Source organism: uncultured Roseivirga sp. (assembly GCF_963973945.1).
GTDB lineage: Bacteria > Bacteroidota > Bacteroidia > Cytophagales > Cyclobacteriaceae > Roseivirga.
In genome coordinates this window covers 41,245-67,314 of the sequence record NZ_CAXBBV010000011.1, presented here as the reverse complement: position 1 = coordinate 67,314, position 26,070 = coordinate 41,245, and the positions used below count along the sequence as shown (strand labels likewise).

24 protein-coding genes and 1 tRNA gene are annotated in these 26,070 nt (G+C 39.4%); 10 read left to right on the top strand and 15 right to left on the bottom strand.

What is annotated here, in order from left to right; translation table 11 throughout:
• Window positions 1-331 precede the first annotated feature (331 nt).
• The 7 genes from AAC026_RS16130 to AAC026_RS16100 all read left to right on the top strand — a co-directional run bounded on the left by AAC026_RS16130 (window position 332) and on the right by AAC026_RS16100 (window position 6,281).
• Window positions 332-405: transfer RNA gene (locus AAC026_RS16130), tRNA-Asp, on the top strand.
• Between the two features lie 97 nt (window positions 406-502).
• Window positions 503-1,789, top strand: a complete 1,287-nt coding sequence (gene tyrS / locus AAC026_RS16125; RefSeq protein ID WP_339700154.1) for a tyrosine--tRNA ligase — start codon at window positions 503-505, stop codon at window positions 1,787-1,789.
• A gap of 121 nt (window positions 1,790-1,910) precedes the next feature.
• Window positions 1,911-2,561 carry a protein-L-isoaspartate(D-aspartate) O-methyltransferase gene (locus tag AAC026_RS16120; protein ID WP_339700152.1) on the top strand — a complete coding sequence of 217 codons (651 nt, stop codon included), beginning with the start codon at window positions 1,911-1,913 and terminating at the stop codon, window positions 2,559-2,561.
• 134 nt (window positions 2,562-2,695) lie between these two features.
• Entirely contained in the window at window positions 2,696-3,217 is a 522-nt protein-coding gene (locus AAC026_RS16115) for an acyl-CoA thioesterase (RefSeq protein WP_339607820.1), read from the top strand.
• A gap of 51 nt (window positions 3,218-3,268) precedes the next feature.
• Window positions 3,269-3,829, top strand: a complete 561-nt coding sequence (locus AAC026_RS16110) for a hypothetical protein (protein ID WP_339700149.1) — start codon at window positions 3,269-3,271, stop codon at window positions 3,827-3,829.
• On the top strand, window positions 3,829-5,577 hold the full coding sequence (locus AAC026_RS16105; RefSeq protein ID WP_339607822.1) for a potassium transporter TrkG: 1,749 nt from the start codon (window positions 3,829-3,831) through the stop codon (window positions 5,575-5,577). The genes AAC026_RS16110 and AAC026_RS16105 overlap by 1 nt, the downstream gene beginning before the upstream one ends.
• An 11-nt stretch (window positions 5,578-5,588) precedes the next feature.
• The gene (locus AAC026_RS16100; protein ID WP_339607823.1) at window positions 5,589-6,281 is read left to right on the top strand and encodes a TrkA family potassium uptake protein; all 693 of its coding nucleotides are present in this window, start codon (window positions 5,589-5,591) and stop codon (window positions 6,279-6,281) included.
• Between the two features lie 32 nt (window positions 6,282-6,313).
• Here AAC026_RS16100 and AAC026_RS16095 read toward each other — a convergent pair whose 3' ends face one another.
• The 5 genes from AAC026_RS16095 to AAC026_RS16075 are packed head-to-tail and all read right to left on the bottom strand — an operon-like array spanning window position 6,314 to window position 9,473.
• On the bottom strand, window positions 6,314-6,733 hold the full coding sequence (locus AAC026_RS16095) for a molybdenum cofactor biosynthesis protein MoaE (RefSeq protein WP_339700146.1): 420 nt from the start codon (window positions 6,731-6,733) through the stop codon (window positions 6,314-6,316).
• Window positions 6,730-6,972: a MoaD/ThiS family protein gene (locus AAC026_RS16090; protein ID WP_339700143.1), complete on the bottom strand. Its 243-nt coding sequence runs from the start codon at window positions 6,970-6,972 to the stop codon at window positions 6,730-6,732. Before AAC026_RS16090 ends, AAC026_RS16095 begins: the two co-directional genes overlap by 4 nt.
• Window positions 6,973-6,988: 16 nt before the next feature.
• Window positions 6,989-7,747 carry a sulfite exporter TauE/SafE family protein gene (locus AAC026_RS16085; protein ID WP_339700140.1) on the bottom strand — a complete coding sequence of 253 codons (759 nt, stop codon included), beginning with the start codon at window positions 7,745-7,747 and terminating at the stop codon, window positions 6,989-6,991.
• A 3-nt stretch (window positions 7,748-7,750) separates the two neighbouring features.
• The gene (moeB, locus tag AAC026_RS16080) at window positions 7,751-8,890 is read right to left on the bottom strand and encodes a molybdopterin-synthase adenylyltransferase MoeB (protein WP_339700137.1); all 1,140 of its coding nucleotides are present in this window, start codon (window positions 8,888-8,890) and stop codon (window positions 7,751-7,753) included.
• Window positions 8,880-9,473, bottom strand: a complete 594-nt coding sequence (locus tag AAC026_RS16075) for a nucleotidyltransferase family protein (RefSeq protein ID WP_339700134.1) — start codon at window positions 9,471-9,473, stop codon at window positions 8,880-8,882. Before AAC026_RS16075 ends, moeB begins: the two co-directional genes overlap by 11 nt.
• Window positions 9,474-9,629: 156 nt before the next feature.
• Between AAC026_RS16075 and AAC026_RS16070 the strand changes: the two genes are divergently transcribed.
• Window positions 9,630-10,544 (top strand): DPP IV N-terminal domain-containing protein, encoded by a 915-nt coding sequence (locus tag AAC026_RS16070; protein WP_339700131.1) that lies wholly within the window; start codon window positions 9,630-9,632, stop codon window positions 10,542-10,544.
• Window positions 10,545-10,634: 90 nt separating this feature from the next.
• Complete coding sequence (locus AAC026_RS16065; RefSeq protein WP_339700128.1) at window positions 10,635-11,300, top strand: class I SAM-dependent methyltransferase; 666 nt, start codon at window positions 10,635-10,637, stop codon at window positions 11,298-11,300.
• A 12-nt stretch (window positions 11,301-11,312) separates the two neighbouring features.
• Here the strand turns inward: AAC026_RS16065 and thrC are convergent, their stop codons facing one another.
• The 9 genes from thrC to AAC026_RS16020 form a co-directional block, all read right to left on the bottom strand.
• The gene (gene thrC / locus AAC026_RS16060; protein WP_339700125.1) at window positions 11,313-12,602 is read right to left on the bottom strand and encodes a threonine synthase; all 1,290 of its coding nucleotides are present in this window, start codon (window positions 12,600-12,602) and stop codon (window positions 11,313-11,315) included.
• Window positions 12,599-13,531 carry a homoserine kinase gene (locus tag AAC026_RS16055; protein ID WP_339700123.1) on the bottom strand — a complete coding sequence of 311 codons (933 nt, stop codon included), beginning with the start codon at window positions 13,529-13,531 and terminating at the stop codon, window positions 12,599-12,601. The genes thrC and AAC026_RS16055 overlap by 4 nt, the downstream gene beginning before the upstream one ends.
• Before the next feature lie 8 nt (window positions 13,532-13,539).
• The gene (gene thrA / locus AAC026_RS16050) at window positions 13,540-15,972 is read right to left on the bottom strand and encodes a bifunctional aspartate kinase/homoserine dehydrogenase I (protein WP_339700121.1); all 2,433 of its coding nucleotides are present in this window, start codon (window positions 15,970-15,972) and stop codon (window positions 13,540-13,542) included.
• Window positions 15,973-16,050: 78 nt separating this feature from the next.
• Window positions 16,051-17,316 (bottom strand): threonine ammonia-lyase IlvA, encoded by a 1,266-nt coding sequence (gene ilvA / locus AAC026_RS16045; RefSeq protein WP_339700118.1) that lies wholly within the window; start codon window positions 17,314-17,316, stop codon window positions 16,051-16,053.
• 206 nt (window positions 17,317-17,522) lie between these two features.
• Window positions 17,523-18,599 carry a ketol-acid reductoisomerase gene (ilvC, locus tag AAC026_RS16040; protein ID WP_339700115.1) on the bottom strand — a complete coding sequence of 359 codons (1,077 nt, stop codon included), beginning with the start codon at window positions 18,597-18,599 and terminating at the stop codon, window positions 17,523-17,525.
• A gap of 137 nt (window positions 18,600-18,736) precedes the next feature.
• Window positions 18,737-19,240 (bottom strand): acetolactate synthase small subunit, encoded by a 504-nt coding sequence (gene ilvN / locus AAC026_RS16035; RefSeq protein ID WP_339607268.1) that lies wholly within the window; start codon window positions 19,238-19,240, stop codon window positions 18,737-18,739.
• Window position 19,241: 1 nt separating this feature from the next.
• Window positions 19,242-20,969 (bottom strand): biosynthetic-type acetolactate synthase large subunit, encoded by a 1,728-nt coding sequence (ilvB, locus tag AAC026_RS16030; protein ID WP_339700112.1) that lies wholly within the window; start codon window positions 20,967-20,969, stop codon window positions 19,242-19,244.
• Between the two features lies 1 nt (window position 20,970).
• Window positions 20,971-22,644 (bottom strand): dihydroxy-acid dehydratase, encoded by a 1,674-nt coding sequence (gene ilvD / locus AAC026_RS16025; RefSeq protein WP_339700109.1) that lies wholly within the window; start codon window positions 22,642-22,644, stop codon window positions 20,971-20,973.
• Window positions 22,644-23,537, bottom strand: a complete 894-nt coding sequence (locus tag AAC026_RS16020; protein ID WP_339700107.1) for a branched-chain amino acid transaminase — start codon at window positions 23,535-23,537, stop codon at window positions 22,644-22,646. Before AAC026_RS16020 ends, ilvD begins: the two co-directional genes overlap by 1 nt.
• 820 nt (window positions 23,538-24,357) lie before the next feature.
• Here AAC026_RS16020 and AAC026_RS16015 point away from each other — a divergent pair.
• Complete coding sequence (locus AAC026_RS16015) at window positions 24,358-25,224, top strand: hypothetical protein (RefSeq protein WP_339700104.1); 867 nt, start codon at window positions 24,358-24,360, stop codon at window positions 25,222-25,224.
• Window positions 25,225-25,235: 11 nt separating this feature from the next.
• Here AAC026_RS16015 and AAC026_RS16010 read toward each other — a convergent pair whose 3' ends face one another.
• Window positions 25,236-25,940 carry a hypothetical protein gene (locus AAC026_RS16010; protein WP_339700101.1) on the bottom strand — a complete coding sequence of 235 codons (705 nt, stop codon included), beginning with the start codon at window positions 25,938-25,940 and terminating at the stop codon, window positions 25,236-25,238.
• Window positions 25,941-26,070: the final 130 nt, after the last annotated feature.

Below are 26,070 nucleotides of genomic sequence, written 5' to 3'. Positions count from 1 at the left end.
TGAGCCTCTTCAATTACTTTCAAGTACAAAGGAGAATGAATACAAATACATTACACTCCGCAAAAAGCGCAAATCTATTACTAAGTAAATTACCTACAACAAAGGACGGTCTAAGATGGTAAATGCCTCAGATTTGCCTACCAAAAGTTAATAGATCACTTCTTCATCAAAATAAATCGACATTGCCGAAATATTTATCCTACTCAAGACCAAAGGGTTGAAGATTTTTCGAGAAATTAGTTCGTTTTTTTAGCTCCTGATGTTTGTAAATAAAGAACAGTATACTACTTTTGCATCACCTTAAACGAAAGGGGTTACAAACAAAGATATTGGAGCGGTAGTTCAGCTGGTTAGAATGCCTGCCTGTCACGCAGGAGGTCGCGGGTTCGAGTCCCGTCCGTTCCGCAAAAAGCCTTAGAGAAATCTAAGGCTTTTTTTGTTTCTGCCTTTCACCCTCGCCTTTCAAATTCTATATTTGCGCTCCGAATTCAAAATATACCTAATGAGCGAACTCATCAAAGAACTACAATGGAGAGGCATGATCCACGATATTATGCCTGGAACAGAAGAACAACTAGATAAAGAGCAAACCACAGGTTATGTTGGCTTCGATCCTACTGCCGATTCCCTGCACATTGGCAACTTGGTTCCCGTAATGCTTTTGGTTCATCTTCAAAAAGCCGGACACAAGCCTATCGCTTTAGTGGGTGGCGCTACAGGTATGGTGGGCGACCCATCAGGTAAATCATCTGAAAGACCAATGCTTTCAGAAGAACTCTTGAACCATAACCTAAACTCACAAAAAAAACAGCTTCGTAAATTTCTAGACTTTGATTGTGGTGAAAATTCAGCACAAATTGTAAACAACTACGATTGGTTCAAAGACTTTAACTTCCTTGATTTCATTAGAGAAGTGGGTAAGCACATTACCGTGAATTACATGATGGCCAAAGATTCTGTAAAGAACAGGCTGGAAAGCGGCATGTCATTCACTGAATTTACTTACCAATTGGTTCAAGGCTACGATTTCCTTCACTTGAATCAAAACTACGATTGCAAACTACAAATGGGTGGTTCCGATCAGTGGGGAAACATTGTTACGGGTACGGAATTAATTAGAAGGAAAATACAAGGTGAGGCTTTTGCCATGACTGCTCCTTTGATTAGAAAAGCAGATGGATCTAAATTCGGGAAATCAGAAGGCGGAAACGTTTGGTTAGACCCTAAGAAAACTTCCCCTTACAAGTTCTACCAGTTTTGGTTAAATACATCTGATGAAGATGCATCAAACTTCATTCGTGTATTTACACTTCTAACGAAAGAAAAGATCGAGGCTTTAGAAACTGAGCATAATGAAGCTCCTCACTTGAGAGTTTTACAAAAAGCTCTAGCCGAGGATATCACTGTAAGAGTTCACTCTGAAGAAGATCTAAAAACGGCTATTAAAGCGTCAAATATTCTTTTCGGAAAGTCTACCACTGAAGACCTTGAATCTTTAGATGAAGACACATTGCTTTCTGTATTTGAAGGTGTTCCCCAAGTACAGGTTTCAAAAGCAGACTTAGACCAAACCGAAAACTCAATTGATCTACTTTCAGTGGTTACTCAAGAAGTGATCTTCAAATCAAAAGGCGAGGCCCGCAGAATGCTGCAAGATGGCGGTGTGAGCATTAACAAGGTTAAAATTGAAGACATGAATGCAAAACCTGCTATTCGACTTCTTCAGGATAAGTACTTTTTGGTTCAGAAAGGGAGAAAAAATTACTACTTGATTTCAATTACTGAATAGGGTAAATTGACATAAATCATTCAAAAAGAAAGCGTTAAGAAATTGATTTTTTTAGCGCTTTCTCTCTTTTACACATATTAACTCAATACACATATCGGAAATTCATTGCCGATTCTTCACTATGGAAGACAGCTACAGACATAAAGGAATGCGAAGGCAACTCGTAAAAACAGTTCGATCTAAGGGAATTAAAGATGAACGCGTTTTAGATGCCATTGGTAAAATTCCGCGACACTTTTTCTTTGAGAATGCCTTAGTAGAACATGCTTACCAAGACAAAGCCTTCCCTATTGGTGAAGGCCAAACCATTTCTCAGCCCTACACCGTAGCCTTTCAAAGCGAATTGCTTAATGTAAAACCGGGTGATAGGGTATTAGAAATTGGAACAGGTTCGGGCTATCAGGCCATTGTGCTTTTAGAGCTTGGCGCGGAAGTATATACCATTGAGTACCAAAAAAAACTTTATGAACGCACACGATTTGCCCTCCCAGAAATGGGCTACAATGCCAAGTTCTTTTATGGAGATGGGTCGCTAGGACTGCCTAAGTTTGCTCCGTATGATAAAATAATTGTTACCGCTGGTGCCCCTACCGTTCCCGATGCGCTGATAGACCAATTAAAAGTGAATGGTTGTTTGGTAATTCCTGTAGGCAATGCTAAAACTCAACAAATGCTTAGACTTACCCGACTTGAAGGAAACAAATTGCGAAAAGAGGTTTTCCATGATTTCAAGTTCGTACCCCTACTTGGTAATGATGGTTGGAAAAAATAAACATGAAATAAATAACATATTTAAATGTATATATTTTTAACTATATAAATATATAGTTTTATAAATTTATAAAAATCAAATTCCCTTCCGTTCTTTCAACTAACCGCATTAGCTTTGCAGCATAAAATCAGAGTATGGCAGCTAAAACAAAAACCACCAAGGATTCACGTGTAACCATGACGGAGCTAGTCCTCCCTAACGATACCAACACGCTTAACAACCTTATGGGGGGCAAACTGATGCACTGGATGGATATTAATACCGCCATTGCAGCGCAAAAGCATTCTAACCGTATTGTGGTAACTGCTTCTGCTGATAACATCTCATTTGGAAAGCCTATTGCCTTAGGTGACGTGGTTACGCTTACAGCCAATGTAACTCGTTCATTCAACTCATCTATGGAAGTCTACTGTGAAGTTTGGGCAGAAAACATTCCTTCTGGGCGAAAATTCAAGAGCAACAGTGCCTATTTTACCTTTGTGGCTGTAGACCAAAGCGGAAGGCCTATTGATGTGCCAGAACTAGTTCCTGAAACACCAGAAGAAAAGGAGCATTACGAAGGCGCATTAAGGAGAAGGCAACTTAGACTTGTTTTAGCAAAAAGGATGAAGCCAGATGAGGCAACTGAATTAAAAAGTCTTTTCTTCGAATCATAGTCTGTATTTTAATAGACAATTGTTAGATTGGGCAAAATAACAAAAGGCGTCATGGCTGAGGATATATCCTTTCTTTCTCATTTTCTTACCGAAGAAATTTATCTCATTCAAGATGATGTTGCAGCAGTTTCAGCACAACCAGTCAAAACTGAAGAGGTAGATACGCTAGAGGAAAAAAGGCCTCAAACTGAGCCCGCCCCTATTGTACAAGAAGCGGAACCAATTTACATCAAGCCTCTTCCTACTGAAGGTAATAACCTTAAACACTGTCTCATCTTTTTTGAAGATGTACAACCTCAATTAAAAGCCGAGAAAAAAGCCTTCTTACTTAAGATATTAAGTTCGGTTAAACGTAGTTTAGACGATGTTCTTTTGGTTAATGTAAAAGAGGCTTCTCCAGAACAGATTGAAGCTGTGCTGAATGAGTTTAACCACCGTCATGTCTTAATCTTCAATTCTAAAAAACTTGATGGTTATACAGAAAGCCCTGTTTACGAGGTAAAAGAAGATCGAAAGAAGTTCTTTATGAAGGCAGACGACCTTGGCGAAATAGAAAGCACTGTAGCTTTGAAAAAAGCCCTCTGGGCTGGTTTGCAGAAGATGTTCTTATAATGCGTTTCAATTTAAAGCGGCTTGATCACCTGGCTTTCTGGATAAGTTTTTTCGGAATAGTGGTTTTCATTGCCGACTTTGGCTACAGTCAATCCGACCTATCGCAAAGCATTATTAACGGTTATTATTTTGTCGTTCTAGGAATTGGGCTAGCCTCAATTGCCCTGCGATATATAGAGAAGAAGAACCAGAAAAATACCAAGGTACTTGTATTCGATATTCTCAGCGTACTCATTACCATTACGGTACTCTATTTCCACCTTATCAATGGGCAGAACCATAAACTTCATCCCATATTATTCAATGACAACCTGATTAAATTTGCGGTTGTTCTTACGTTCATTCGAGAGTTTTCAGAATTAAGGCTCATTTACAAACGAACGGTATTAAATCCTGCCCAACTCTTTATAATAAGTTTCTTGGTGATCATTTTGTTAGGCACGGTACTCCTAATGCTTCCCAAAGCTACCTATGATGGAATTTCGTTTATTGACGCCTTCTTTACTTCCACCAGTGCTGTCTGCGTAACTGGGCTTATTGTGGTGGACACTGGAAGCTATTTTACAGAATTCGGGCAGGTGATTATCATATGTCTTATTCAGATTGGAGGCTTGGGAATTTTGACTTTTGCCAGCTACTTCAGCTATTTCTTCAAAGGTGGTTCCACTTATGAGAATCAATTGGCCTTAGGAGATATGAGTAATTCAAAAAAGCTCAGTGAAGTTTTCTCCACCTTAAAATACGTGCTTATCATCACCTTTGGCATTGAAATGATGTCAGCAATGATGATATACTTTAGTTTGGATGCCAGCACTTTTGAATCTCAATACAGTCAAATATTTTTCGCTGTCTTTCATTCAGTTTCAGCATTCTGTAATGCGGGCTTCTCTACACTCAGTAATAGTGTTTATGATGTAGGTTTTAAGTTCAACTACTTCTTACAAATCGTATTGATCTTCACATTTGTGTTAGGCGGATTGGGCTTTCCTATTGTGGTCAACATCCTTAATTATTTGAAATATCGTCTTTCTCAGGTCTTCACCTTTTCAGAAAGGCTAAAGAATTACAGACCTTGGGTACTCAACCTAAACAGCAGAATCAACTTAATTACCACAATCTCTTTAACCGCCATTGGCTTTGTGGTTTTCTTTATTCTAGAATACAACAACACAATGGCCGAGCACGGGTTCTTCGGAAAAATAGTAACGGCTCTGTTTGGTGCGGCCACGCCAAGAACTGCTGGTTTTAATTCAGTAGACATGGCTGCTTTAACATTTCCAACTCTTGTAATGACACTTCTGCTAATGTGGATTGGCGCATCACCCTCTTCTACTGGTGGTGGTATAAAAACCAGCACATTTGCCATAGCTACGCTGAATATTCTGAGCTTGGCACGAGGAAAAACTAAAATTGAAATTTTTAGAAGAGAAATAGCCGACATATCGGTAAGAAGGTCTTTTGCCATTATATCTCTTTCGCTATTGGTCATCGGTTTTGGGGTAATGGTAATTTCAATATTCGATGGAGAAAAGAGTCTAATGCAAATCGCTTTTGAGTGCTTTTCGGCTTATAGCACTGTGGGCTTAAGTTTAGGTATTACTGGCGACTTAAGTAGTGTAAGCAAAATCATGCTCATTATTATCATGTTTGTAGGCAGGGTAAGCATGTTGTCCATTATGATTGCCATTATGGACAAAGTAAAGCACAAAAGTTACCGATACCCTACGGAAGAAATTACAATCAATTAAAATCTGAATCAATGAAATACATCATAGTTGGATTAGGGAATTTTGGAGCATCGTTAGCAGAAAAGCTAACTGCTCAAGGCAATGAGGTAATTGGAATAGATACTTCAATGTCGAAAGTAGATTCGTTCAAAGAAAAGATTTCTCATACCATATGTATGGATGCTACCGATGAATTTACTGTATCAGGCCTTCCGTTAAAAGACACCGACATTGTAATTATTGCGATTGGTGAAGATCAAGGCTCTAACGTAATGGTGACCGCGCTGTTCAAAAATTTAGCGGTTAAAAGACTCATTAGCAGAGCAATAAACCCTTTACATGAAAAAGTACTTAAAGCTTTGGGTGTAGATGAAATTGTGCACCCAGAACAAGAAACAGCAGAACGCTGGGCCAAAAAACTATGTATGAACAATGTGGTAGACTCTTTTGAATTAGGAGAAAACTACAGCATTATAGAAGCCAGCGTACCGGAAGAGTATGTGGGGCAGTCCATCCGAGATATGGGCTTCAGAAAGCGTTTTAACTTACTAATACTAACTACAATTAAGAAAATTGAAGTAAACAGCACATTGGGTAAAAGTAAGATTGAATCGAAAGTGCAAGGTGTTGCAACACCTGAATTGGTGCTTGAAAAGGATGATATTCTTGTGCTCTACGGATCGAATAAAGATTTGAAGAAATTCTTAAAGCAAAAAACTGAGTAGTATTTCTAAACAGATTGAGCGTTAGATAAATATCAGGGATGAGCAGAAACCCAAACTTCGCCATCTTCAAAAAATTCTTTTTTCCAGATGGGTACCGTTTCTTTTAAGGTATCAATACAATACTCACAGGCTTGAAAAGCAGCCTTTCGGTGCTGAGCAGCCACCACAATTACCACTGCTTCCTCTCCTATTTCGACTACTCCCGTACGATGATGAATGAGCACCTCTTCTACTTGAAACTCGGTTTTGGCATAATTAGCAATCTTCTGCATTTCCTTCAAAGCCATTTTCTCATACGCTTCAAATTCTAATTTAAGGACTGACTTGCCCTTGGTTTGATTGCGTACCGTACCTACGAAACTAACTATGCCCCCACATTCAGGGTAAGAAACAGCCTCTACGCAAGCTTGAGGATCGAGTTTTTCAGAAGTAATATGAATCAGTGTTTTCATCCGCCACTTACTGGTGGAATTAGCACCACCTCATCGTTTTCTTTGACCAAATAATCATCATTTACATAATCGGCATTTACGGCTAACTGCAAAGAAGCAAGCCCTTGAAACGCAGGGTAAAGATTAACCAAGGCTTGACGAACATCGGCCACAGAGCTTTCGCTTTCCACTTCCAATGTCACCTGATTACCATTCAGAATATCCTTTGCTATGCCAAAAGCTATTACTTCAATTTTCATTCTTTTCCTTTTCCGATCAAACAAGGTACTTCAATAATAAGCGTCCTCCAGCAAATAAAACCAATAATGCTGTCAGTATTTTGACTTTCTTCTGCGAAAGCTTAAACACCGAAAGCCTAGAACCAAGCTGTCCGCCTACCAAAACGCTAAGCCCCAAATACAAAATCATTTTAAAGTCGAAAGTTAGATTACCTTGACTCAACTGCCCAGCCAAGCCCGATGCCGAATTGATTAGAATGAAGAAACTGGCAGTACCAGCTATCGTTTTGGCTTTGTCCCAATGCATAATGTGTAGCAAAGGTGAAAGGAAAATTCCACCACCAATACCAACGGAGCCTGCTAATAAGCCAATACCTCCACCAATGGCTCCATTAACTATGGGCATGGCTTTCTTGCCTTCTGAGGCATCCTGAATGCTCTTCTTCCTTAAATAGTCTTCCAACAACATGATAATACCAGCAATGATCAAAGTTGACCCTAAAAGAATGAAGAATACATTTTCCTTAAAGGGAATTCTAGCTCCTATAAATGCCAAGGGCACACTGACTAAAACCAGTGGTAAGGTTTTCTTCCAATTAATATGACCTTGCTTCGCGAAAAGGTAAGTACCTCCGCTCACGACAATCAGATTACAAACCAAAGCGATGGTGCGTAGCAATCGATACTCAAAGCTATAAAGCGATAGAATGGCCAAATAACTGGAACCACCACCAAAGCCTACAGAGGAATAAAGAAAGGCTATTGCAAAAAAGAAGAAGATCAATTCGTAGTCCATACTCTAATAGATTTCCATGCTCTGGTCTATCTCCTTTTGCCAAGCCAAGATTCCACCTTTCAAGTTTTTCAATTTTGAAAAACCTTTATTTTTAAGGATTTGAAGAGCTTTTTGGCTTCGTTGTCCACTTTTGCAGTGAATTATGACTGTCTCATTTTGAGACAGCTGCCCAACCTCATTTTCAAGCTTTGAAAGCGGAATATTAAGCCCATTCAAGTTTGAAATAGCATATTCATAATCTTCGCGGACGTCCAAAATAAAAGGAACTTTACCCGACTCTACCATCTGATGCAACTCATGAACTGTGATGTCATTTACATCCTTTTTGACTTCATTCAAGCCACAAAAGACCTCATAGTCAATCAAACTTGTAATAATTGGGTGCTCTCCTGATACAGGGTTATTTTTATTCGACTTTATATTTAAAAATCTAGTAGTAAAGCTCTGGCTATCAAATAATAATAGTCTACCATCTAACAACTCTCCTAAGCCAGCCAACAGCTTAATTACTTCATTGGCTTGTATGGCACCGATGATTCCAGCCAAGGCACCAAATACGCCTCCTTCGTTGCAACTGGGCACCATTTCTGGCGGTGGTGGTGTAGGGAAAAGGTCTCGATAATTTGGCCCTCGACTACCGTCTTTTCTTTTAGCATTGAACACACTTATTTGGCCTTCGTAGCGAAAAATTGCAGCATAAATAAGGGGCTTGCCCAAGAGTACGCAGGCATCATTCACCAAGTATCGTGTGGGTAGATTATCACTTCCGTCAACAACTACATCATAGTCTTTAATAATGTCTAGTGCATTACTAGCATCTATCTGGGTTTCGTAAAGTTGGGTTTTAACATTCGGGTTCAACTCTTTAATAGAAGCAATAGCAGACATACCCTTACTTTCTCCTGTTTGGCTTGTGGTATAAATGGTTTGTCTTTGGAGATTGGTGAGACTAATTTCATCAAATTCGACCAACCCAATTCGCCCCACTCCTGCTGCTGCCAAATAGCTAAGGTTAGGAATTCCCAAACCACCAGCACCAATCACCAACACGCTTGCAGCCTTCAATTTCTCCTGGCCTTCAACTCCAAAATTGGGCAAAATGATTTGTCTATTATAGCGTATAAGTTCTTCTCTACTTAGCATTTGTCCATTTATCAAAATCGGCTTTCGTATCAATGTCTAATGTAAAGCGAAGGTTGTTGGTTTCAAAGAAGTGCACCTTTTTGGAGTTCTGTTTTACAATTTGGCTACAGCCGTTTGGGTGGGTATGTTCCAGAATTTCTTTTCTATAATCTTTATCAAACAAAACGGGATTGCCTTTTACTCCTTCGTAAAGGGGAACAAGAATATTCTTCCCATTCTCTTCTCTGAAACAATCCATCAACTGATTATAATCAGCAGCGGTCAAAAATGGCATATCGGCCAAGCAAATGACATATACATCGCCAGTTGCTTCGGCAATTCCAGTTTGAATAGATGGGGTCATTCCTAATTCAAAAGTTGAGTTTACTACAGTTTGAACCATATATTCTTTCGGAATCAGCTTTTCAAGCCTTTCGGCTTCTTTGCCTAGCACAACAATGACTTCTAAAAAATCGGCAGCGGTAATTGACTTCAAGCTATGTTCAAAAACGGTTTTCTCATCAATGGACATTAGAAGTTTATGTCCTCCTTCCATTCTTGAAGAAAGTCCTGCGGCTAATACTATGGCAGAAAATTTTGTCATTCCATTTCAATGATACGGTTTTTTAAACCAGTTGCCCAATCATAAAGAGGATTGAATTTCAATCCCAATTAAAATTCTCTCATGACAGTTTCTTTCAATGAATGATTAAATTATCGTACTTTAAATTTCTATGATTTCCATTAAATTTTTCTGCCTATGAAATCGCTAATACTTCCGTTCTTTTGTCTTCTGATTTGCAGTTGTGGCAACCAGAAAGAATCTACTACAGACAGCTCCATTTCTGAGCCTACAGGGCAAATTGCATTTACAAGTAATAGAGGAGGAAACAACGACATCTATCTAATGAACATAGATGGAAGTAACATTAGAAATATTACAAACAACCCTGCTCTAGATTATGGTGCCTCGTGGTCGCCTGATAACAAACAGATTGCGGCTTACTCTAATCGAAGTGGAAATACAGAACTTTATCTATTTAGTGCTGACGGACAAACTTCAACTCAACTAACAGACCACCCAGATCAAGATGTTCTTCCAAGTATTTCTTCTAACGGAAAGCAAATTGCGTTTATGAGCAACCGAAATGGAAAAAGTAGAAGTGTTTATTTAATGGATGTGGATAGGACAAACGTAATTCCATTAACTGACAACGATTTATATGAAGAAAGTCCATCTTGGTCTCCTGATGGAAAACAAATCTTGTTTACCCGTCAGTTGAAGGATGAATCGGATACGAGTCATGCCGCGAATGGTGAAGTTTTTATTATGGATAAAGATGGAGCCAATGTAAAAAGACTGACCAACAAAAAGGCGTTTGACTCTGGAGCTGTATTCTCACCAAACGGAAAGCAAATTGCTTTCTATGGCGCTTCCAACGAAACTTGGGACATCTTTTTAATGAATTCTGACGGAAGTAATGTTAAAAATCTAACAGATGATGCTATAGAGTGCTACTCGCCTGCTTGGTCGCCTGATGGCAAATGGATAGTGTATACCGCTGGAAGTAAGAACATTTATAACCTTTACATCATTCATGTTGAAAGTGGTGAAAAGAGGCAACTGACGAATAATGAGTTTCGAAACGAAGCACCGGCTTGGTCTAATAATTAAAATTGAAACTATTAATGAATGGTTAAAACAAAACCATCTATTCGCTACTCCGTAACGGTAATGAATCACTTACCGTAACCAACTAAAACATTGAAAAACCTTACACAAGAGCAACTCACTGAATTAGAGAGCCAGTTGAGCCATCCGAATGGAGAATTTGGATTAGAGGTAGCTGAAAACATGCATTCAACCAACATAGGAATGACCACTTCGGCTATTAACGCACTGGAAATATCTGACCATAATAAGATTCTGGAAATTGGACACGGAAGCTGTCAGCATCTTCCGCTAATATTAGAAAAGGCTGAGGGTATTACTTTTTATGGTTTGGAAATTTCCGAAACAATGAAAACCCAAGCTGAACTTAAAAACGAAGTCTACTTAAAAAATCAAACTGCCGAGTTTAAGCTTTATGATGGAGAGAGCATTCCCTTTTCGGGCAATTTCTTTGAGAAAGCCATGACGGTAAACACATTATACTTCTGGAAACACCCTCTTCAATTTTTAGAAGAAGTATATAGGGTAATGAAGCCGAAGGGTGTTTTCACAATTTCTTTTGCTCACAAGGAATTTATGCAGCATCTCCCATTTGTAAAGGACAAATTCAGCCTCTATAGCAATCAAGATGTTTCGGATTTAGTTGCAAAATCAAGCTTTGAGCTGCTTAACATTTATGATAAAACTGAAACAGTAACAGGCAATGCCGGTGAATTGGTCAACCGTAATTATGCAGTAGCAGTATTAGCAAAGAAATAGATCGACTCAACTTTAATGATCAATCAATAATTCTTTAAATGCTTTAAAATTTGCTTCAACTTTAGTTGCCACCTTTTCTTTATCCATAAGCTCTTTTGCAAAAGTGGGTATGGTTAAAGAATAACCAAGTGCCTTTTCCATTGTTGGAGCAAATTTTATAGGGTGGGCCGTTTCTAAAAACACGCCTTGCTCTCCTGCTTTTAAGCAAGTTTTCAAGCCTTTATACCCAATGGCCCCGTGAGGGTCAAGCAAATAGCCTGCTTGGTTTTGGCATAGCTTTATGGTTTCTAAAATGTCTCGGTCATACATAGAAAATCCGGTAACATCGTTACAAATTGCCTTATAGTCATTATTATATAAGGCTTGCATTCGTCCAAAATTACTAGGCAAGCTTACATCCATTGCATTGGCATAAGTAGAAACTGTTGGTTTTTGCTCATACTTTTCCGTTGCTAAATACCGAGGTACAATGTTGTTTGCATTTGAGCAGGCTAAAAATTTACCTAAAGGGAAACCCATTTTTTTCGCCAACATTCCTGCCGTTATATTTCCATAATTGCCGCTTGGCACTGCGATTACTGAAGTGATTTTTTGCTCTAACTGAGTGAGCAACCACGCGTAATAAATTGACTGCGGTACCCAACGGGCAATGTTAATGGAGTTGGCGGAAGTCAGATTTAGTTTTTGATTTAGCTCTTTATCCAAAAAAGCTTGCTTTACTAAAGCTTGGCAATTGTCAAAATCCCCGTTAACTTCTAAGGCTGTAATATTTTCCCCAAGCGTAGTAAGTTGCTTTTCTTGCAGATCACTCACTTTTCCTGATGGGTATAATATAATGACGCTTACTCCTTCAATTCCTAAAAAGCCATTGGCCACTGCTCCACCTGTATCTCCAGAAGTAGCCACCAAAATTGTTGTTTCTTTGCCCTTACTTTGAGAAAAATGACCTAAACAACGGGCTAAAAATCTAGCTCCTACATCTTTAAAAGCATAGGTTGGTCCATGAAAAAGCTCTAGCGAATGTATATTCTCTTCTACCTGAACCAAAGGAATTTCAAAGCACAGCACCTCTTCCATAATTGTCTTGAGCTCGTTGCTTTCAATGGCAGTACCTACAAAAGGTTTTACCATTTCATAACCTATTTCTGGAAGACTCATTTGCCTAAAATGGCGTAACACGGTTTCTGGCAAAAGAGGAATGTGCTCTGGAAAATACAGCCCATTGTCTGGCGGAAGGCTATTCATAACCGCTTCTTGAAAGCCAACCTTTGGTGCTTGTTTATTTGTACTAAAAAATTTCATTGCACTACAGTTACACCATTTTTATTAATGGTCGATTCTAAAAACTGAACATGAATTTGCTCAGCATTATAAACACTTTCTATTTGTCTTTTCACTTCCGTCAAACCTTGATTCTTATTAAAAAAAGCAAACATAGCTGGCCCAGAACCAGAAATATTAAACCCAATCGCACCGTTTTTCATGATAATGTCTTCAACCCTATCATATTGTGGTATCATTTTTTTTCTGTGAGGCTGGGCGAACACATCCTGTAAAGAGGCTTTTATCAAACTGTAATCACCATCCATTAAACCTTTAATTAGTCCTGCCATATTTGCTGCCTGCTTAATTCCATCTTTAAGTGTTACGGTTTGCGGCAAAATCGCCCGCGCTTCACTTGTTTTAATAGGTACATCTGGGAATACAATAAGTACGTTCAAATCATCTGGAAAACTGACTTGAAAGCCTTCATATGGATCACAATTCTTTACGCCTACAAAACCACCCAGCATACACGGTACTACATTATCTCCATGTCTGTTTCCAGAAGCCAAAGCTTCTCCATCTAAAGCAAAGGTGATTAGTTCTTCTCTTGAAAAGCCTGACTCCAACAGTTCATTTGCGGCATAAACGGCTCCAACTGCACTTGATGCCGATGAGCCTAACCCACTACCTGGGGTAAAGTTCTTTTCTATTTTTATATCAAAACCTCCCTTATGCCCTACATGCATACAGAAAGATTTTAATGCTACAGTAGCAACATTCTGTTCAGGGTTTAAAGGCAATTCTGCTCCTATTGCTTCCATGACATATGACTCATCATTTCTTTTGGTCAGGGTAATAGTGTCGCCTATATTATTGATGGCAAAGCCCAAAATATCAAAGCCTGGCCCTACATTGGCTACTGATGCTGGTGAGAATACTTTCACCGAATTTATGTTCTTCCTCATCTTTCTTCTTAATTATTCACCAGTCTAAGTACATCTGCAAAAATTCCCGAGGCTGTTACTTCTGCTCCAGCACCAGCGCCTTTAATTACTAGTGGCTGTGCTTTATACCTTTCTGTATGGAATAAAACGATGTTGTCTTTTCCTTCTAAAAAATAGAAAGGATGCCCCTCTTCTATTTTCTGCAAGCCTACAGTGGCTTTACCATTTTTATAACTGGCCACTACCCTAAGTTTGGTTTTGGCCTGTTCTGCTTCATTATAAAGTGCCTTAAAATATGGCTCATTATCTTCTACTTTTTGATAAAAACTATCCAAGCTCGGAGCTTCTAAACAGCCTTCTGGTAGAAACGACACAAGGTCAACATCCTTCATTTCAACCTCCAAACCGCTTTCTCTCATTAAAATAAGCAGCTTTCGAATTACATCTTCACCAGAGAGGTCGAGCCTTGGATCTGGTTCGGTTAAGCCCAGAGCCTTTGCCGATTCTATTATGCTTTTAAACGTGCTCTGCCCATTGTATTCATTGAACAAGTAATTAAGTGTACCGCTCAAAACTGCTTCAATTGATAGAATTTTATCTCCTGACTTAATCAGGTCGTTCAAGGTAGAAATTACAGGAAGACCAGCAGCTACATTGGTTTCAAAAAGAAATTGAGCACCATACTTTCTTGCAGTCTGTTTTAGCTTTCGATATTGTTCCATCGACCGTGTGGCCGCTATCTTATTTGGTGTTACAACTGAAATACTTTTTTCAAGGACTGCTTGATACACTTGGGCAATATCTTCCGAAGCTGTAATATCCACAAAAACACTATTTCTCAAGTTCAGCTCGTCAATTCGTGAAACGAAAGAGTCTATATGGTATGCATCTCCATCATTCAATAAGTCGGCCCATCGCTTTAAATCGATTCCTTCTTCTTCAAAATAGCTTTGTTTAGAATTGGCGATACCTGCGACTAAAATGTTAAGATGGTGTTCTTTTAAAAGGTATTCTTGTTGTTCTGATATTTGATTGAGGAAAGCCCTGCCAACATTGCCCACACCCACTATAAACAAGTGTACTTTCTTTATTTCTGAAAGGAAAAAGCTTTCGTGCAACAGGTTTATTGCCTTTTTCATGTCAGACCTATGAATCACAGCCGATATGTTTCTTTCGGAAGAACCTTGAGCTATGGCGGTAACACTTATTCCATTTCTGCCTAGGGTGTCGAACATTTTACCACAGATACCGACCTGATTTTTCATATTTGCGCCAACAAGCGCCAGAATGCTCATATCTGTATCTATTGACACTGCATTGAGTTTACGCAGTTCTAGCTCAGTTTTAAACTCTTGGCTTACGGCTTCTTTAGCTTTGTCAACATCAACCGTAGATATTGCCACACATATTGAATGCTCAGAAGAAGCTTGTGTAATTAGAATCACATTTACTCGGGCTTCAGAAAGGGCTCTGAACAAACGAAATGAAAAACTCGGAATACCTACCATGCTATTGCCTGAAAGGTTGAGCAAGGCGATTTCTTTAATACTAGAAATGCCTCTTACCAAATTCTTTTTCTCATCCCATTCCTTGGTAATTTTTGTGCATTCGCCTTCGGCATCAAAGGTATTTTTCACCCAAATGGTTATTCCTTTATCTAATGCAGGCTGAATACTTGGCGGATACAACACTTTAGCGCCAAAATGCGACAATTCTAATGCTTCTTCATAAGAGACGTGTGGAAGTAAATGTGCTTGCTTGACAAGCCTTGGATCTGCCGTCATCAAACCATTCACATCAGTCCATATTTCTAGTGCTTCGGCTTCAAAAACATTGGCCAAAAGCGAAGCGGTATAATCAGAGCCTCCTCTACCCAATGTGGTGGTTTCATTTTCTAAAGTTGAGGCAATAAACCCTGGAAACAGGCTTACAGAACCCATTTCACTCTTTAATCCAAGCAATAACTCACTGGTTTCTTTTATTAAAATGTTGGCATTGCCAAACTGCTTATCGGTGATCAAGTATTTTCTCGAATCATATAATGTAATATCTACTTTCTCATTTTTGAGGTAACTGAATACAATAAAAGATGAAAGTCTCTCTCCGCAACTTTGTATGAAATCGCTGGTTCTAGAAGTTAATTCCTTTAAAAGAAACACTCCCTTACAGACTTCTGAAAGTTGAGAAAAAAGCTCATTGATAAAACCCTCCTCTTCTTTTCCTAAAAGTTCTGTATACATGGTTGTATGCTGAAGCTTAAGTTGGTCAATAAGTGCTTCATAACTGGTATCTCCTTGTTGAGCGCGGGTAGAAAGTTGGATAAGTTGATTGGTGACTCCACCAATAGCCGATACAACTACCACTATATTATTGTTAGTGGATGCTGAGTTAATAATGCTTGCTACACTTTTTATAGCAGCCACACTTCCTACTGAAGTGCCTCCAAATTTCAGAACCTTCATTTTTATTCTGTTTACAAATGATGCTCTTCACTTTATAGTAAAGAGGAATTTGAGTGATTAAGAAAATTTATTTTGATTTTAAATGATAAACCCGAAGAGGTCAGGTCTTTCATTGAGGTATTCCGCATTAATGTTTTTATCCGTAATACGTTTTATTAAGGGTGCAAAATCTTCCCTCGTTCGATGTTCTATCCCAATCAAAGCAGGGCCTTTTTCGCGTGCGGTCTTTTTGGTGTATTCAAAATGTACGATGTCATCGTTTGGGCCAAGTACATCTACTAAAAATTCTTTTAGGGCACCAGCACGTTGCGGAAAACGAACGATAAAATAATGCTTCAACCCTTCGTATAGTAATGAACGCTCACGAATTTCTTCGGTACGTGAAATGTCGTTATTCGATCCTGAGAGGACACAAACCACATGTTTTCCTTTAATTTCTTCAGCAAACTGTACCAATGCAGATACGGCAAGAGCACCAGCTGGCTCTACTACAATGGCATCTCGATTATAAAGTTCTAGCATGGTGGTGCAAACCAAACCTTCTGGTACAGTTACTACTTCATCAAGGTTATTTCTGCATATTTCAAAGGTTTTGTCACCAATTTGCTGAACGGCCGCACCATCCACAAACTTGTCAATTTTGCTAAGTTTTAAGTTTTGACCTTGATCGATAGAGTTCTGCATAGCCGGAGCTCCAGCAGGCTCTACACCAATAATCTTGGTTTTAGGACTTAGTACTTTAAAAACTGTTGATACACCAGAAGCTAAGCCTCCACCCCCAACGGGTAGAAAAAGGTAGTCGATAGCTGCTTCACTGTCTTGCAATATTTCAAGCCCAACAGTACCCTGGCCTTCTATTACTTTTTCATCATCAAACGGATGAATAAAAATTCCATCAGTTTCTTTACAATAGGACAGCGCTTCTAATTGAGCATCATCAAAGGTATCTCCTACCAAAACAATCTCTACAAACTCTTTTCCGAAAAACCTGACCTGCTCTACCTTCTGTCGAGGAGTTGGTGAAGGCATAAAAATGGTGGCTTTCACTTTTAAAAGTTGACAAGAATAAGCTACACCTTGGGCATGATTTCCCGCACTTGCACAAACCACCCCACGTTTATTTTTTTCTAAACTTAAGCCACTGATTTTGTTAAAAGCTCCACGAATTTTATAAGAACGCACTACCTGAAGATCTTCTCGTTTAAAGAAAATTTTTGCCCCATACTTTTCTGAATAGGTAAGATTCAGCATCAAAGGCGTATGTGTAACTACGCTTTTGAGCTCTTTCGCGGCTTGCTCTATTTGGGCAAGTTGAGGTATATAATCCGTGTGTACTTTTTTCATTTCATTTGTTTAAAGACTCTTGTCTAACCCTTTTCAAGAGAGAAGACTTCAAGACCATTATGGATACAAGATTGCTTCTTCGCTAAACTCCGTTTCAACTCTGCTTGTCTATTCAAATGACGTTAGGCATTTAGCCCTTTTGGAACCGTCATTGCCGTGAACGCGGAATGTAATGAAGCATGAAGAAGCAATCTTATTTTCGCCAACTAAACCAATTCTTCTTCTGGTTTAGAGACAGGTACATTCTCAGGTCTCAAGCCTCTAACAGCCCTTCCTGCTCTCCACATTTCAGAATTGCGTAAAGCATCTAGCTCTACTTCTAGCTTTTCGCGATAATCTGATTGAGAATTAGAATCGATAGAATTTTTGGCTTCTATGCCATCGGTAACGGACTTGTACAACTGCTCAAAAACAGGCTTTGTGGCGGCATAGAATTTATCTTTCCAGTCTAAAGCGCCACGCTGTGCTGTAGTAGAACAATTGGCATACATCCAGTCCATACCATTATCAGCAATAAGCGGATAAAGGGATTGCGTTGCTTCTTCTACCGTTTCGTTAAAAGCCTCAGAAGGAGAATGTCCATTTGCTCGAAGTACTTCGTATTGTGCTTGGAATAAACCTTGAATTGCGCCCATCAATGTGCCTCTTTCGCCTGTAAGGTCAGAGGTTACTTCTTTGTAAAAAGTGGTTTCGAACAGGTAACCTGACCCCACTGCAATTCCCAAAGCGATTACACGATCACGAGCTTTACCTGTAGCATCTTGGTGAATGGCAAAGGAAGAATTCAAGCCTTTTCCTTCTACAAAAAGTGAGCGTAATGACGTGCCAGAACCTTTTGGCGCTACCAAAGCCACATCTACATTTGATGGAGGAACAATACCCGTTTTTTCGCTATAGGCCACTCCAAAACCATGAGAGAAATAAAGCATTTTACCAGCAGTAAGGTGTTTTTTCACCGTAGGCCAAACTGCAATTTGAGCTGCATCTGAAAGAAGGTAACAGATCACTGTTCCTCGCTCTAATGCTTCTTCAATAGGGAAAAGGGTTTCGCCCGGTACCCAACCATCAGCAATTGCCTTGTCCCAAGTTTTTGAGTTCTGTCTTTGTCCAACAATTACATTAATGCCATTGTCTTTCAAGTTGAGCGACTGCCCAGGACCTTGAACGCCATAACCAATTACAGCTACGGTTTCGTTTGAAAGTACCTCTTGCGCTTTTACTAGTGGAAATTCTTCGCGGGTTACTACGTTTTCTTCTACTCCGCCAAAGTTAATTTTTGCCATTATTATTGATTTTTAGTGTTTCTAATTTTTCTTAAATCATTCTCTTTTGAGAAGGTTATCTTTTGTAATTATGATCGCCATTGCGAGAAATTAAGCTTTGCTAAAAGCTTGATGACGAAGCAATCTCTCCGATTCCCTCAAATCCCTTCCAACTCCCCCATCGGTTTGGTTACCGAAACCCGTCCTGAACGGACAAACTCCAACACACCATAGGGCTTTAAAAACTCTAGCAACTCTTGAGTCTCTTCCTTATGCCCCGTCTTTTCAATGATCATAAAGTCTTGTTCTACCGAAAGTATTCTAGCATTATTGTCTCTAATTAGCTTCTCTACCAAATTGCCTTCGGCTATGGATTGCGTTGAAATTTTATAAAGGGCTATCTCCTGAAAAACGGTATCACCATCTGTATGATAAACTGCCTTCATTACTTCCACCTGCTTTTCAATCTGTAAAACCAGCTTCTTGATCTGTGCTTCGGTAGTAGCAACCACAATGGTGAAGCGGTAAATACCAGAAGTCTCAGATTCTGAGCTATTAATGCTATCGATGTTTAAGTTTCTCCTGGTTAGGATTGATGTGATCCTGTTCAACAGTCCAACACTATTTTCAGAGAAAATCGAAATTGTATATGCTTGCTCCATTTTATTCTAATCTTATGTCTGACACCGATGCGCCTGTAGGCACCATAGGGAATACGTTATCTTCTTTGCCCACATGTACTTCTAACAAATAGCTGCCATTATGTGATAGCATTTCCATGACCGCTGTTTTCAAGTCTTCTCTTTCGGAAATGGACTTTCCTTTAATCCCATAACCATGGGCTATGGTCACAAAATCAGGGTTTTCCATTTCGGTAGAAGAATATCGCTTGTCGAAGAAGAGCTGTTGCCACTGGCGTACCATGCCCAAGAATGAGTTATTGAGAATGATGATCTTAACTGCCGCTTTGGTCTGAAAAATGGCACCCAATTCTTGAATGGTCATTTGAAAACCGCCATCGCCAATAACAGCAATCACTTCTCGTTCTGGCGCACCTAGCTTAGCACCTAAAGCCGCTGGCAGACAGAAGCCCATGGTACCCAATCCGCCAGAAGTAATATTACTTTTACTTTGTTTAAACTGTGTATACCTGCTGGCCACCATTTGATGCTGCCCTACATCTGTGACTAAAACAGCATTGCCCTCTGTCTGTAAATTCACCTGATGAATTACTTCCCCCATAGAAATTGGGCCAGAAGTAGGTCTTAAATCCTGTTCTATGACTTTGGCTTGTTCTATTCCTTTTAATGCTTCAAACTCTTCCAGCCAACCTTGATGTGATCTTTCATACACCAGTGAAATCAAGGCTTGTAAACTTTCTTTGCAATCGCCCAATACAGCTACATCCGCCTCTACATTCTTATTGATTTCGGCTGGGTCTATATCAAAATGAACCACTTTTGCTTGCTTAGCATAGCGGCTTAGGTCACCTGTAACGCGGTCGTCAAAACGCATTCCTATGGCAATCAAAACATCGCATTCGTTGGTCAGCACATTGGGCGCATAATTACCGTGCATTCCCAACATGCCTACATACAAAGGGTGATCAGAAGTAAGTGCAGAAAGACCTAAAAGTGTTGATGCAGCAGGTAAACCAGCTTTCTCAATCATTTGTCTAAATTCCTTTTCAGCATTTCCTAAAATGACGCCCTGCCCAAAAACTACCAATGGTTTTTTGGCTGAATTGATCAAATCAGCAGCCTCTTCCACTTGGCTTAAATTCAAAGTTGGAACGGGCGTATAGCTTCTAATCTGTTTGCATTTGCGATAAGCAAAATCAAACATTTCAAATTGAGCATCTTTGGTAATATCAATAAGCACAGGACCAGGTCGGCCGGAGCGCGCAATGTAAAATGCACGTGAAAGTGCTTCTGGTAATTGCTCTGCTTTAGTTACTTGAAAATTCCATTTAGTGGCAGGCATGGAAATACTGATGATATCGATTTCTTGGAAAGCATCTGTACCTAATAAATGTGAACCTACCTGACCAGTAATACATACCAATGGGGTAGAATCAATCATGGCATCGGCAATTCCGGTAATCAAATTGGTGGCTCCTGGGCCAGAAGTGGCCATTACCACCCCTACTTTTCCCGTTACTCGTGCATAGCCTTGGGCAGCGTGAATAGCGCCTTGCTCATGTCTAGTTAATACATGCCTCACCTGATCTTGATAATGATAAAGCGCATCGTAAACGGGCATAATTGCCCCACCTGGGTAACCAAAAATCAAATCAACCTCTTCTGCAATAAATGACCTAAGCACAGCATCCGCGCCAGAAGTGCGAATGGTTTCCTTTACTGGTGGTGTAAGTGTAGCTTGTAAATACATATTACTTATCGGTTATGCAACCTTCTGATGCAGAGGCTACTGTTTTAGCATATTTGTACAATGCCCCACGGGTCACTTTTAAGGCTGGGGCTTTCCATTCCGATTTCCTTTGGGCTATTTCTTCGGAAGAAATATCTAATGAAATTCTATTCTCAATGGCGTCTATAGTAATTGGGTCGCCATCACGAACCACGGCAATTGTACCACCTTCTTGGGCTTCTGGAGTGACGTGACCTACCACAAAACCATGGCTTCCACCGGAAAATCGTCCATCGGTAATCAATGCTACAGAGTTGCCTAATCCAGCACCCATAATGGCAGCAGTTGGCTTTAACATTTCAGGCATTCCTGGGCCGCCTTTTGGTCCTTCGTACCGAATTACTACCACGTGCCCCGCCCTCACTTTTCCTTCTTGAATACCTTGAATCGCCAAAAATTCATTGTCGAAAACAATGGCTTTGCCTTCAAATCTTTCGCCTTCTTTCCCTGTGATTTTTGCTACAGCACCTTCTTCAGCCAAATTGCCAAAAAGCATTTGTAGGTGACCTTGCGGCTTTATTGGGTTCTCAGTGGGTCTAATTACCTTCTGCTCTGGAGTAAGTGAAGGCACATTCGCTAGATTCTCAGCTACAGTCTTTCCAGTAACAGTGAGGCATTCACCGTGAATCATACCCTTTTCTAACATATACTTCATTACCGCGGGCACTCCTCCAACATTGAAAAGATCTTCCATCAGATATTTACCACTAGGTTTTAAGTCGCCTAAAAGCGGAGTGGAATCGGATAGTCGTTGGAAATCAGCTAGTGTTAAATCGACATCAATGCTCTTAGCTATGGCCAATAAATGCATTACGGCATTGGTGGAGCCTCCTAAAACAATCACCAATCGAATGGCATTTTCAAATGACTTTTTGGTCATGATATCTCTGGGCTTCAAATCCAGTTCAAGCAGGTGCTTTATGGCTTTGCCTATTTCGTCACACTCCTTATTTTTCACCGCACTTACCGCGGGGTTTGAAGCACTGTAGGGCAAAGACATTCCTAAGGCTTCAATGGCAGACGACATGGTGTTAGCGGTATACATTCCACCGCAAGCACCTGCACCAGGACATGAATTTTTGATTACTCCTTTGTAGTCTTCATCCGAAATATTTCCAGAAAAACGTTCTCCCAATGCTTCAAATGAAGAAACAATATTGAGTTTCTTGTCTTTGTAGCAGCCCGAGGCAATCGTGCCTCCATAAAGCATAATCGAGGGGCGGTTCAATCTGGCCATAGCAATCACTGATCCTGGCATGTTCTTATCACAACCAGCCACTGCAATGATGGCATCATAATAATGTGCGCCAGCTACCGCTTCAATAGAATCGGCTATGATTTCTCTGGACACCAATGAATAGCGCATGCCTTCGGTGCCATTGGCAATGCCATCGCTAACACCTATGGTATGATAGATTAGCCCAACCAAATCATTGTTCCATACCCCCACTTTGATTTGCTCAGCAAGCTTATTCAAATGCATGTTGCAGGTATTTCCATCATAGCCCATGCTCACGATTCCAACCTGAGCCTTTTTCATGTCCGCTTCTGACAAACCCACACCGTAAAGCATGGCTTGCGAAGCTGGTTGGGTTTCATCTTGCGTAAGTCGCTTACTATATTTATTCAGTTCCATTAAATTGTTTCTTGTTTTGTTGTTGAAGGTTGACGAACCAATTTCTGGTAGGCTTTAGCTACTTGATAACCAATGGTTTCTTCCCAAGGCAAGCGAAAAGGGTTGCCATCTAAAAGACCAATTCCTGCAACTTCCACAGCGGTTCCTGTAAAAAAGGCACCATCAGTTCCTTTTACCTTTTCAGGGGGGAAATAGGCTTCCACTACCTCGTAGCCTAAACCTCTAGCTATGTCCATAGCCGTTTCTCTAGTAATTCCTGGAAGAATATTACCTAATGGAGGTGTATAGAGCACTTTATCTTGTTCAAAGAAAAAATTAGCACCACTGCCCTCTGCTACTGATCCATTCTCATCTAAAAGTAAAGCCTCATCAAAGCCTTTGCGCTTGGCTTCGGTTGTGGCCAAAATGGAGTTGGTATAATGACCCGTAACTTTAGCGGCAACAGGCACCGAGCGAGGGTTTGGTCTTTCATAGGAAGAAACCATGACATTTAGGCTTTTATCACCTAAATATTTACCCCATTCCCAAGCACAAAGAAACAGATGAGATTCATCTACAGGACTCAAAGTCATGTTTTCTCCCAAGTAAACTAAGGGACGGATGTAAGCATCCGTCAACTGATTTCTCTCTAGTAATTCATAAGTCAGCTCTGTTAATTCCGCTACCGAGTAATTACAAGGAATATGCATTGACGCTGCTGAAGTCAATAGCCTTTCATAATGTGTTTCCGCTTTAAATACAGCGGGCGTTCCGTGTACATCATAGGCACGAATCCCTTCAAAGACTCCACTTCCGTAGTGCATACTTTGACTGTATAAACTAGCGCTAGCCTCTGAGGCTTTCAGCCATTGGCCATCTAAAAAAACTGTGGTATTTGATTCGTAATACATCATTTTATGGTTTAAAATTATCTGGACTCTTTTTCATTCTGGCTTTGAATTTCTCTTCTTCTACAATCTCAGTGAACGGCAATTATTTTTAATAACCACTGTAATTCAACACTTTACATTCTCACCACTTACAATTTCAACATCTTGATTTCTGGCTATATTTTGCTGTTGATATTGACATTTGGACATTAAAAAAGCCTTTCTCACTGGGTGAAAAAGGCTTCTAATGCATTGACAATAGTATCCTATTTCACCCCGTCCGGGTGGTAATAATGACTACTGTAATAATGGTTGTGTACTTTAACATGTATTCTTAATTCTTTAAATTCCTACGGGTTCTGAAACAAGTTCATCGGACATAAAAAAAGCCTTTCCGATTGGGAAAGGCTTTTGATATTTTAAACTATATCATCCCCTCCCATCACGTTTTCACGACAGTAATAATTTGGGTGATAATAATAGTATTTGTTCTCATTGTTGGCTCAAAGGAAAGTAGTTTGTTTTTATAATCAAACATTTTTTTAATTCATTTTTCGCAGAACACTCCTTTAGGAAAATAAACCTGACTGTGTTCATAAGTCATTAAACCCTTTTTTCCAGCTCATGGGCAGCAAATTCAGCTTCTATTCCTCCTTCAATATCAGACTGATAAAAAACAAGTTATCCTTCATTATCATTGAGATTTAAAGCTCCTATTACGGTGCTTTGGCCATTTTTCTTATAAACAGACCAGATTAAATTTCTAAGAAAAGTTTGATTGTAAGTCATACAAAATATGATTTAAAGTGTAGATTCAACCCACCATTATTCTACTCCAAATCCTATGAAGTTATTTATTTATCTTCTACTTGCTACCATTTACAATAATACAATAGCTCAGACATCTGTGTATTCAGGCTCGGCTGATGAACAAACAGTTTCGTTCACTTTTTATCACTTTTCAGGTGATTATACTAGCGCCCTATCAATCGGAGGTCTATCAAAGCCTCCCTTAAAATTTATAGGGAAGCTAAATGAGAGAAGACTCACGCTAATAGGCTCAGAAAAAAGTTTAGGTGACACAATAGTTTTTTCTGATTTTGACCCCAGTGATACTACCATTATTGGTGAATGGAAAAGTAATGATTTAGATAAAAGAATTACGATCAACCTGAGCAAGGAAATTAGTTTCAAATATTATGATGATCAAGCATTCGAAAATTTGGAATTACTTCAACCAGAATCAACAGAAGAACATTATTTTAAATTGATCGTGAGTCAAGAGTTGAAAAACACAGCAAGGGTTACAGGACTTAAAGTTTACAACAAAGTAAATGGTGCATTAGAACAAGAAATACCCCTAAATTGTGACTACAGTGTAATTAATCGACTTAATTTTGGAGATTTCAACTTTGATGGAGTAATCGATGTTTCCATTTTTGAAGCATCATATACTGGGACAAACAGTTCTCATATCTATATTTTGAGAGATCCAAAAAATAACGAATATTTCGTAAGCAACTATGAAGGAGTGTCTTTGGAATTTGATTACAAAAACAAGATCATTTACGAGCGAAATTCCTGTTGTATGGGCAATGAATACTCAATAGCAAAATACAAGGTGGAAAATAATGAAATGGTACTGATTTCAGAAGAATGCTTTAAATACAACCCTGAAAAAGAAGGCTTTACACCAGTAAAGTGTAGATGAAACCCTTCGATCTATTTCACCTCACAAAACACTCCTTTAGGAAAATAAATCTGACTGTGTTCATAAGTCATTAAACCCTTTTTTACCAGCTCATGGGCAGCAAAATCAGCTTCCATTCCTCCTTCAATATCAGACTGGTAAAAAATCAGTTGGCCTTCATTATCATTGAGATTTAAAGCCCCTATTATGGTACTTTGGCCACTTTTCTTAGAAACAGCCTTTATTAAATTCTCAGTAAAACGGTTGGTTTTAACAGCGGCAACATTCTCATCCGCCTTGTTAGGTTTGTACCGAACAAAATAATAGTTCATCGCCATTTCTACATCGGCTTCATTTTTATCCCAAAGTGTACAGAGTGTTTTATTTACAGCATTGTGTGGAATAGGATCGGTAGAGAAAACTTCCAAAATATATCGATTAGCAGCAATGGCAGGATCAGAATTCAGAATGGCTTGAGTCTCTTCCATATCAGTATCAAATAAGAAAACACCTCCGCCAGTAAAGAACGGCCCAGCAGCGATCATCTTCTTCTCTTTCACTAAGCGATTGATATTGTTCAAATGCCCAGCTTGTAAAGAGTCTACGGCAGCCTTAGAGATTTCAGTTTTATTCGGGTTGGTATTTAGAAAAACGAAAGTATATCGTCCATTTCCATATTGCGCTGACAGTGAAAATGATATACAAAAAAGGATGAGAAGAAAATAGAGTCGTTTCATGTTTTGATATTTAGCCTGATAAATAAGAATCCCATACGTTCCTCTTTCTTATCCTGAACGAGGTGAAGGATTTTATTGGAACTCAAAGATAAAAAATCATTTCACCATCGATCAATCTTTCATTCAAGCT

Excerpts from the sequence above, each read along its gene's own strand:
- tyrS (WP_339700154.1), top strand. The coding sequence starts at position 503 with ATGAGCGAACTCATCAAAGAACTACAATGGAGAGGCATGATCCACGAT.
- AAC026_RS16120 (WP_339700152.1), top strand. The coding sequence starts at position 1,911 with ATGGAAGACAGCTACAGACATAAAGGAATGCGAAGGCAACTCGTAAAA.
- AAC026_RS16115 (WP_339607820.1), top strand. The coding sequence starts at position 2,696 with ATGGCAGCTAAAACAAAAACCACCAAGGATTCACGTGTAACCATGACG.
- AAC026_RS16110 (WP_339700149.1), top strand. The coding sequence starts at position 3,269 with ATGGCTGAGGATATATCCTTTCTTTCTCATTTTCTTACCGAAGAAATT.
- AAC026_RS16105 (WP_339607822.1), top strand. The coding sequence starts at position 3,829 with ATGCGTTTCAATTTAAAGCGGCTTGATCACCTGGCTTTCTGGATAAGT.
- AAC026_RS16100 (WP_339607823.1), top strand. The coding sequence starts at position 5,589 with ATGAAATACATCATAGTTGGATTAGGGAATTTTGGAGCATCGTTAGCA.
- AAC026_RS16095 (WP_339700146.1), bottom strand. The coding sequence starts at position 6,733 with ATGAAAACACTGATTCATATTACTTCTGAAAAACTCGATCCTCAAGCT.
- AAC026_RS16090 (WP_339700143.1), bottom strand. The coding sequence starts at position 6,972 with ATGAAAATTGAAGTAATAGCTTTTGGCATAGCAAAGGATATTCTGAAT.
- AAC026_RS16085 (WP_339700140.1), bottom strand. The coding sequence starts at position 7,747 with ATGGACTACGAATTGATCTTCTTCTTTTTTGCAATAGCCTTTCTTTAT.
- moeB (WP_339700137.1), bottom strand. The coding sequence starts at position 8,890 with ATGCTAAGTAGAGAAGAACTTATACGCTATAATAGACAAATCATTTTG.
- AAC026_RS16075 (WP_339700134.1), bottom strand. The coding sequence starts at position 9,473 with ATGACAAAATTTTCTGCCATAGTATTAGCCGCAGGACTTTCTTCAAGA.
- AAC026_RS16070 (WP_339700131.1), top strand. The coding sequence starts at position 9,630 with ATGAAATCGCTAATACTTCCGTTCTTTTGTCTTCTGATTTGCAGTTGT.
- thrC (WP_339700125.1), bottom strand. The coding sequence starts at position 12,602 with ATGAAATTTTTTAGTACAAATAAACAAGCACCAAAGGTTGGCTTTCAA.
- AAC026_RS16055 (WP_339700123.1), bottom strand. The coding sequence starts at position 13,531 with ATGAGGAAGAACATAAATTCGGTGAAAGTATTCTCACCAGCATCAGTA.
- thrA (WP_339700121.1), bottom strand. The coding sequence starts at position 15,972 with ATGAAGGTTCTGAAATTTGGAGGCACTTCAGTAGGAAGTGTGGCTGCT.
- ilvA (WP_339700118.1), bottom strand. The coding sequence starts at position 17,316 with ATGAAAAAAGTACACACGGATTATATACCTCAACTTGCCCAAATAGAG.
- ilvC (WP_339700115.1), bottom strand. The coding sequence starts at position 18,599 with ATGGCAAAAATTAACTTTGGCGGAGTAGAAGAAAACGTAGTAACCCGC.
- ilvN (WP_339607268.1), bottom strand. The coding sequence starts at position 19,240 with ATGGAGCAAGCATATACAATTTCGATTTTCTCTGAAAATAGTGTTGGA.
- ilvB (WP_339700112.1), bottom strand. The coding sequence starts at position 20,969 with ATGTATTTACAAGCTACACTTACACCACCAGTAAAGGAAACCATTCGC.
- ilvD (WP_339700109.1), bottom strand. The coding sequence starts at position 22,644 with ATGGAACTGAATAAATATAGTAAGCGACTTACGCAAGATGAAACCCAA.
- AAC026_RS16020 (WP_339700107.1), bottom strand. The coding sequence starts at position 23,537 with ATGATGTATTACGAATCAAATACCACAGTTTTTTTAGATGGCCAATGG.
- AAC026_RS16015 (WP_339700104.1), top strand. The coding sequence starts at position 24,358 with ATGAAGTTATTTATTTATCTTCTACTTGCTACCATTTACAATAATACA.
- AAC026_RS16010 (WP_339700101.1), bottom strand. The coding sequence starts at position 25,940 with ATGAAACGACTCTATTTTCTTCTCATCCTTTTTTGTATATCATTTTCA.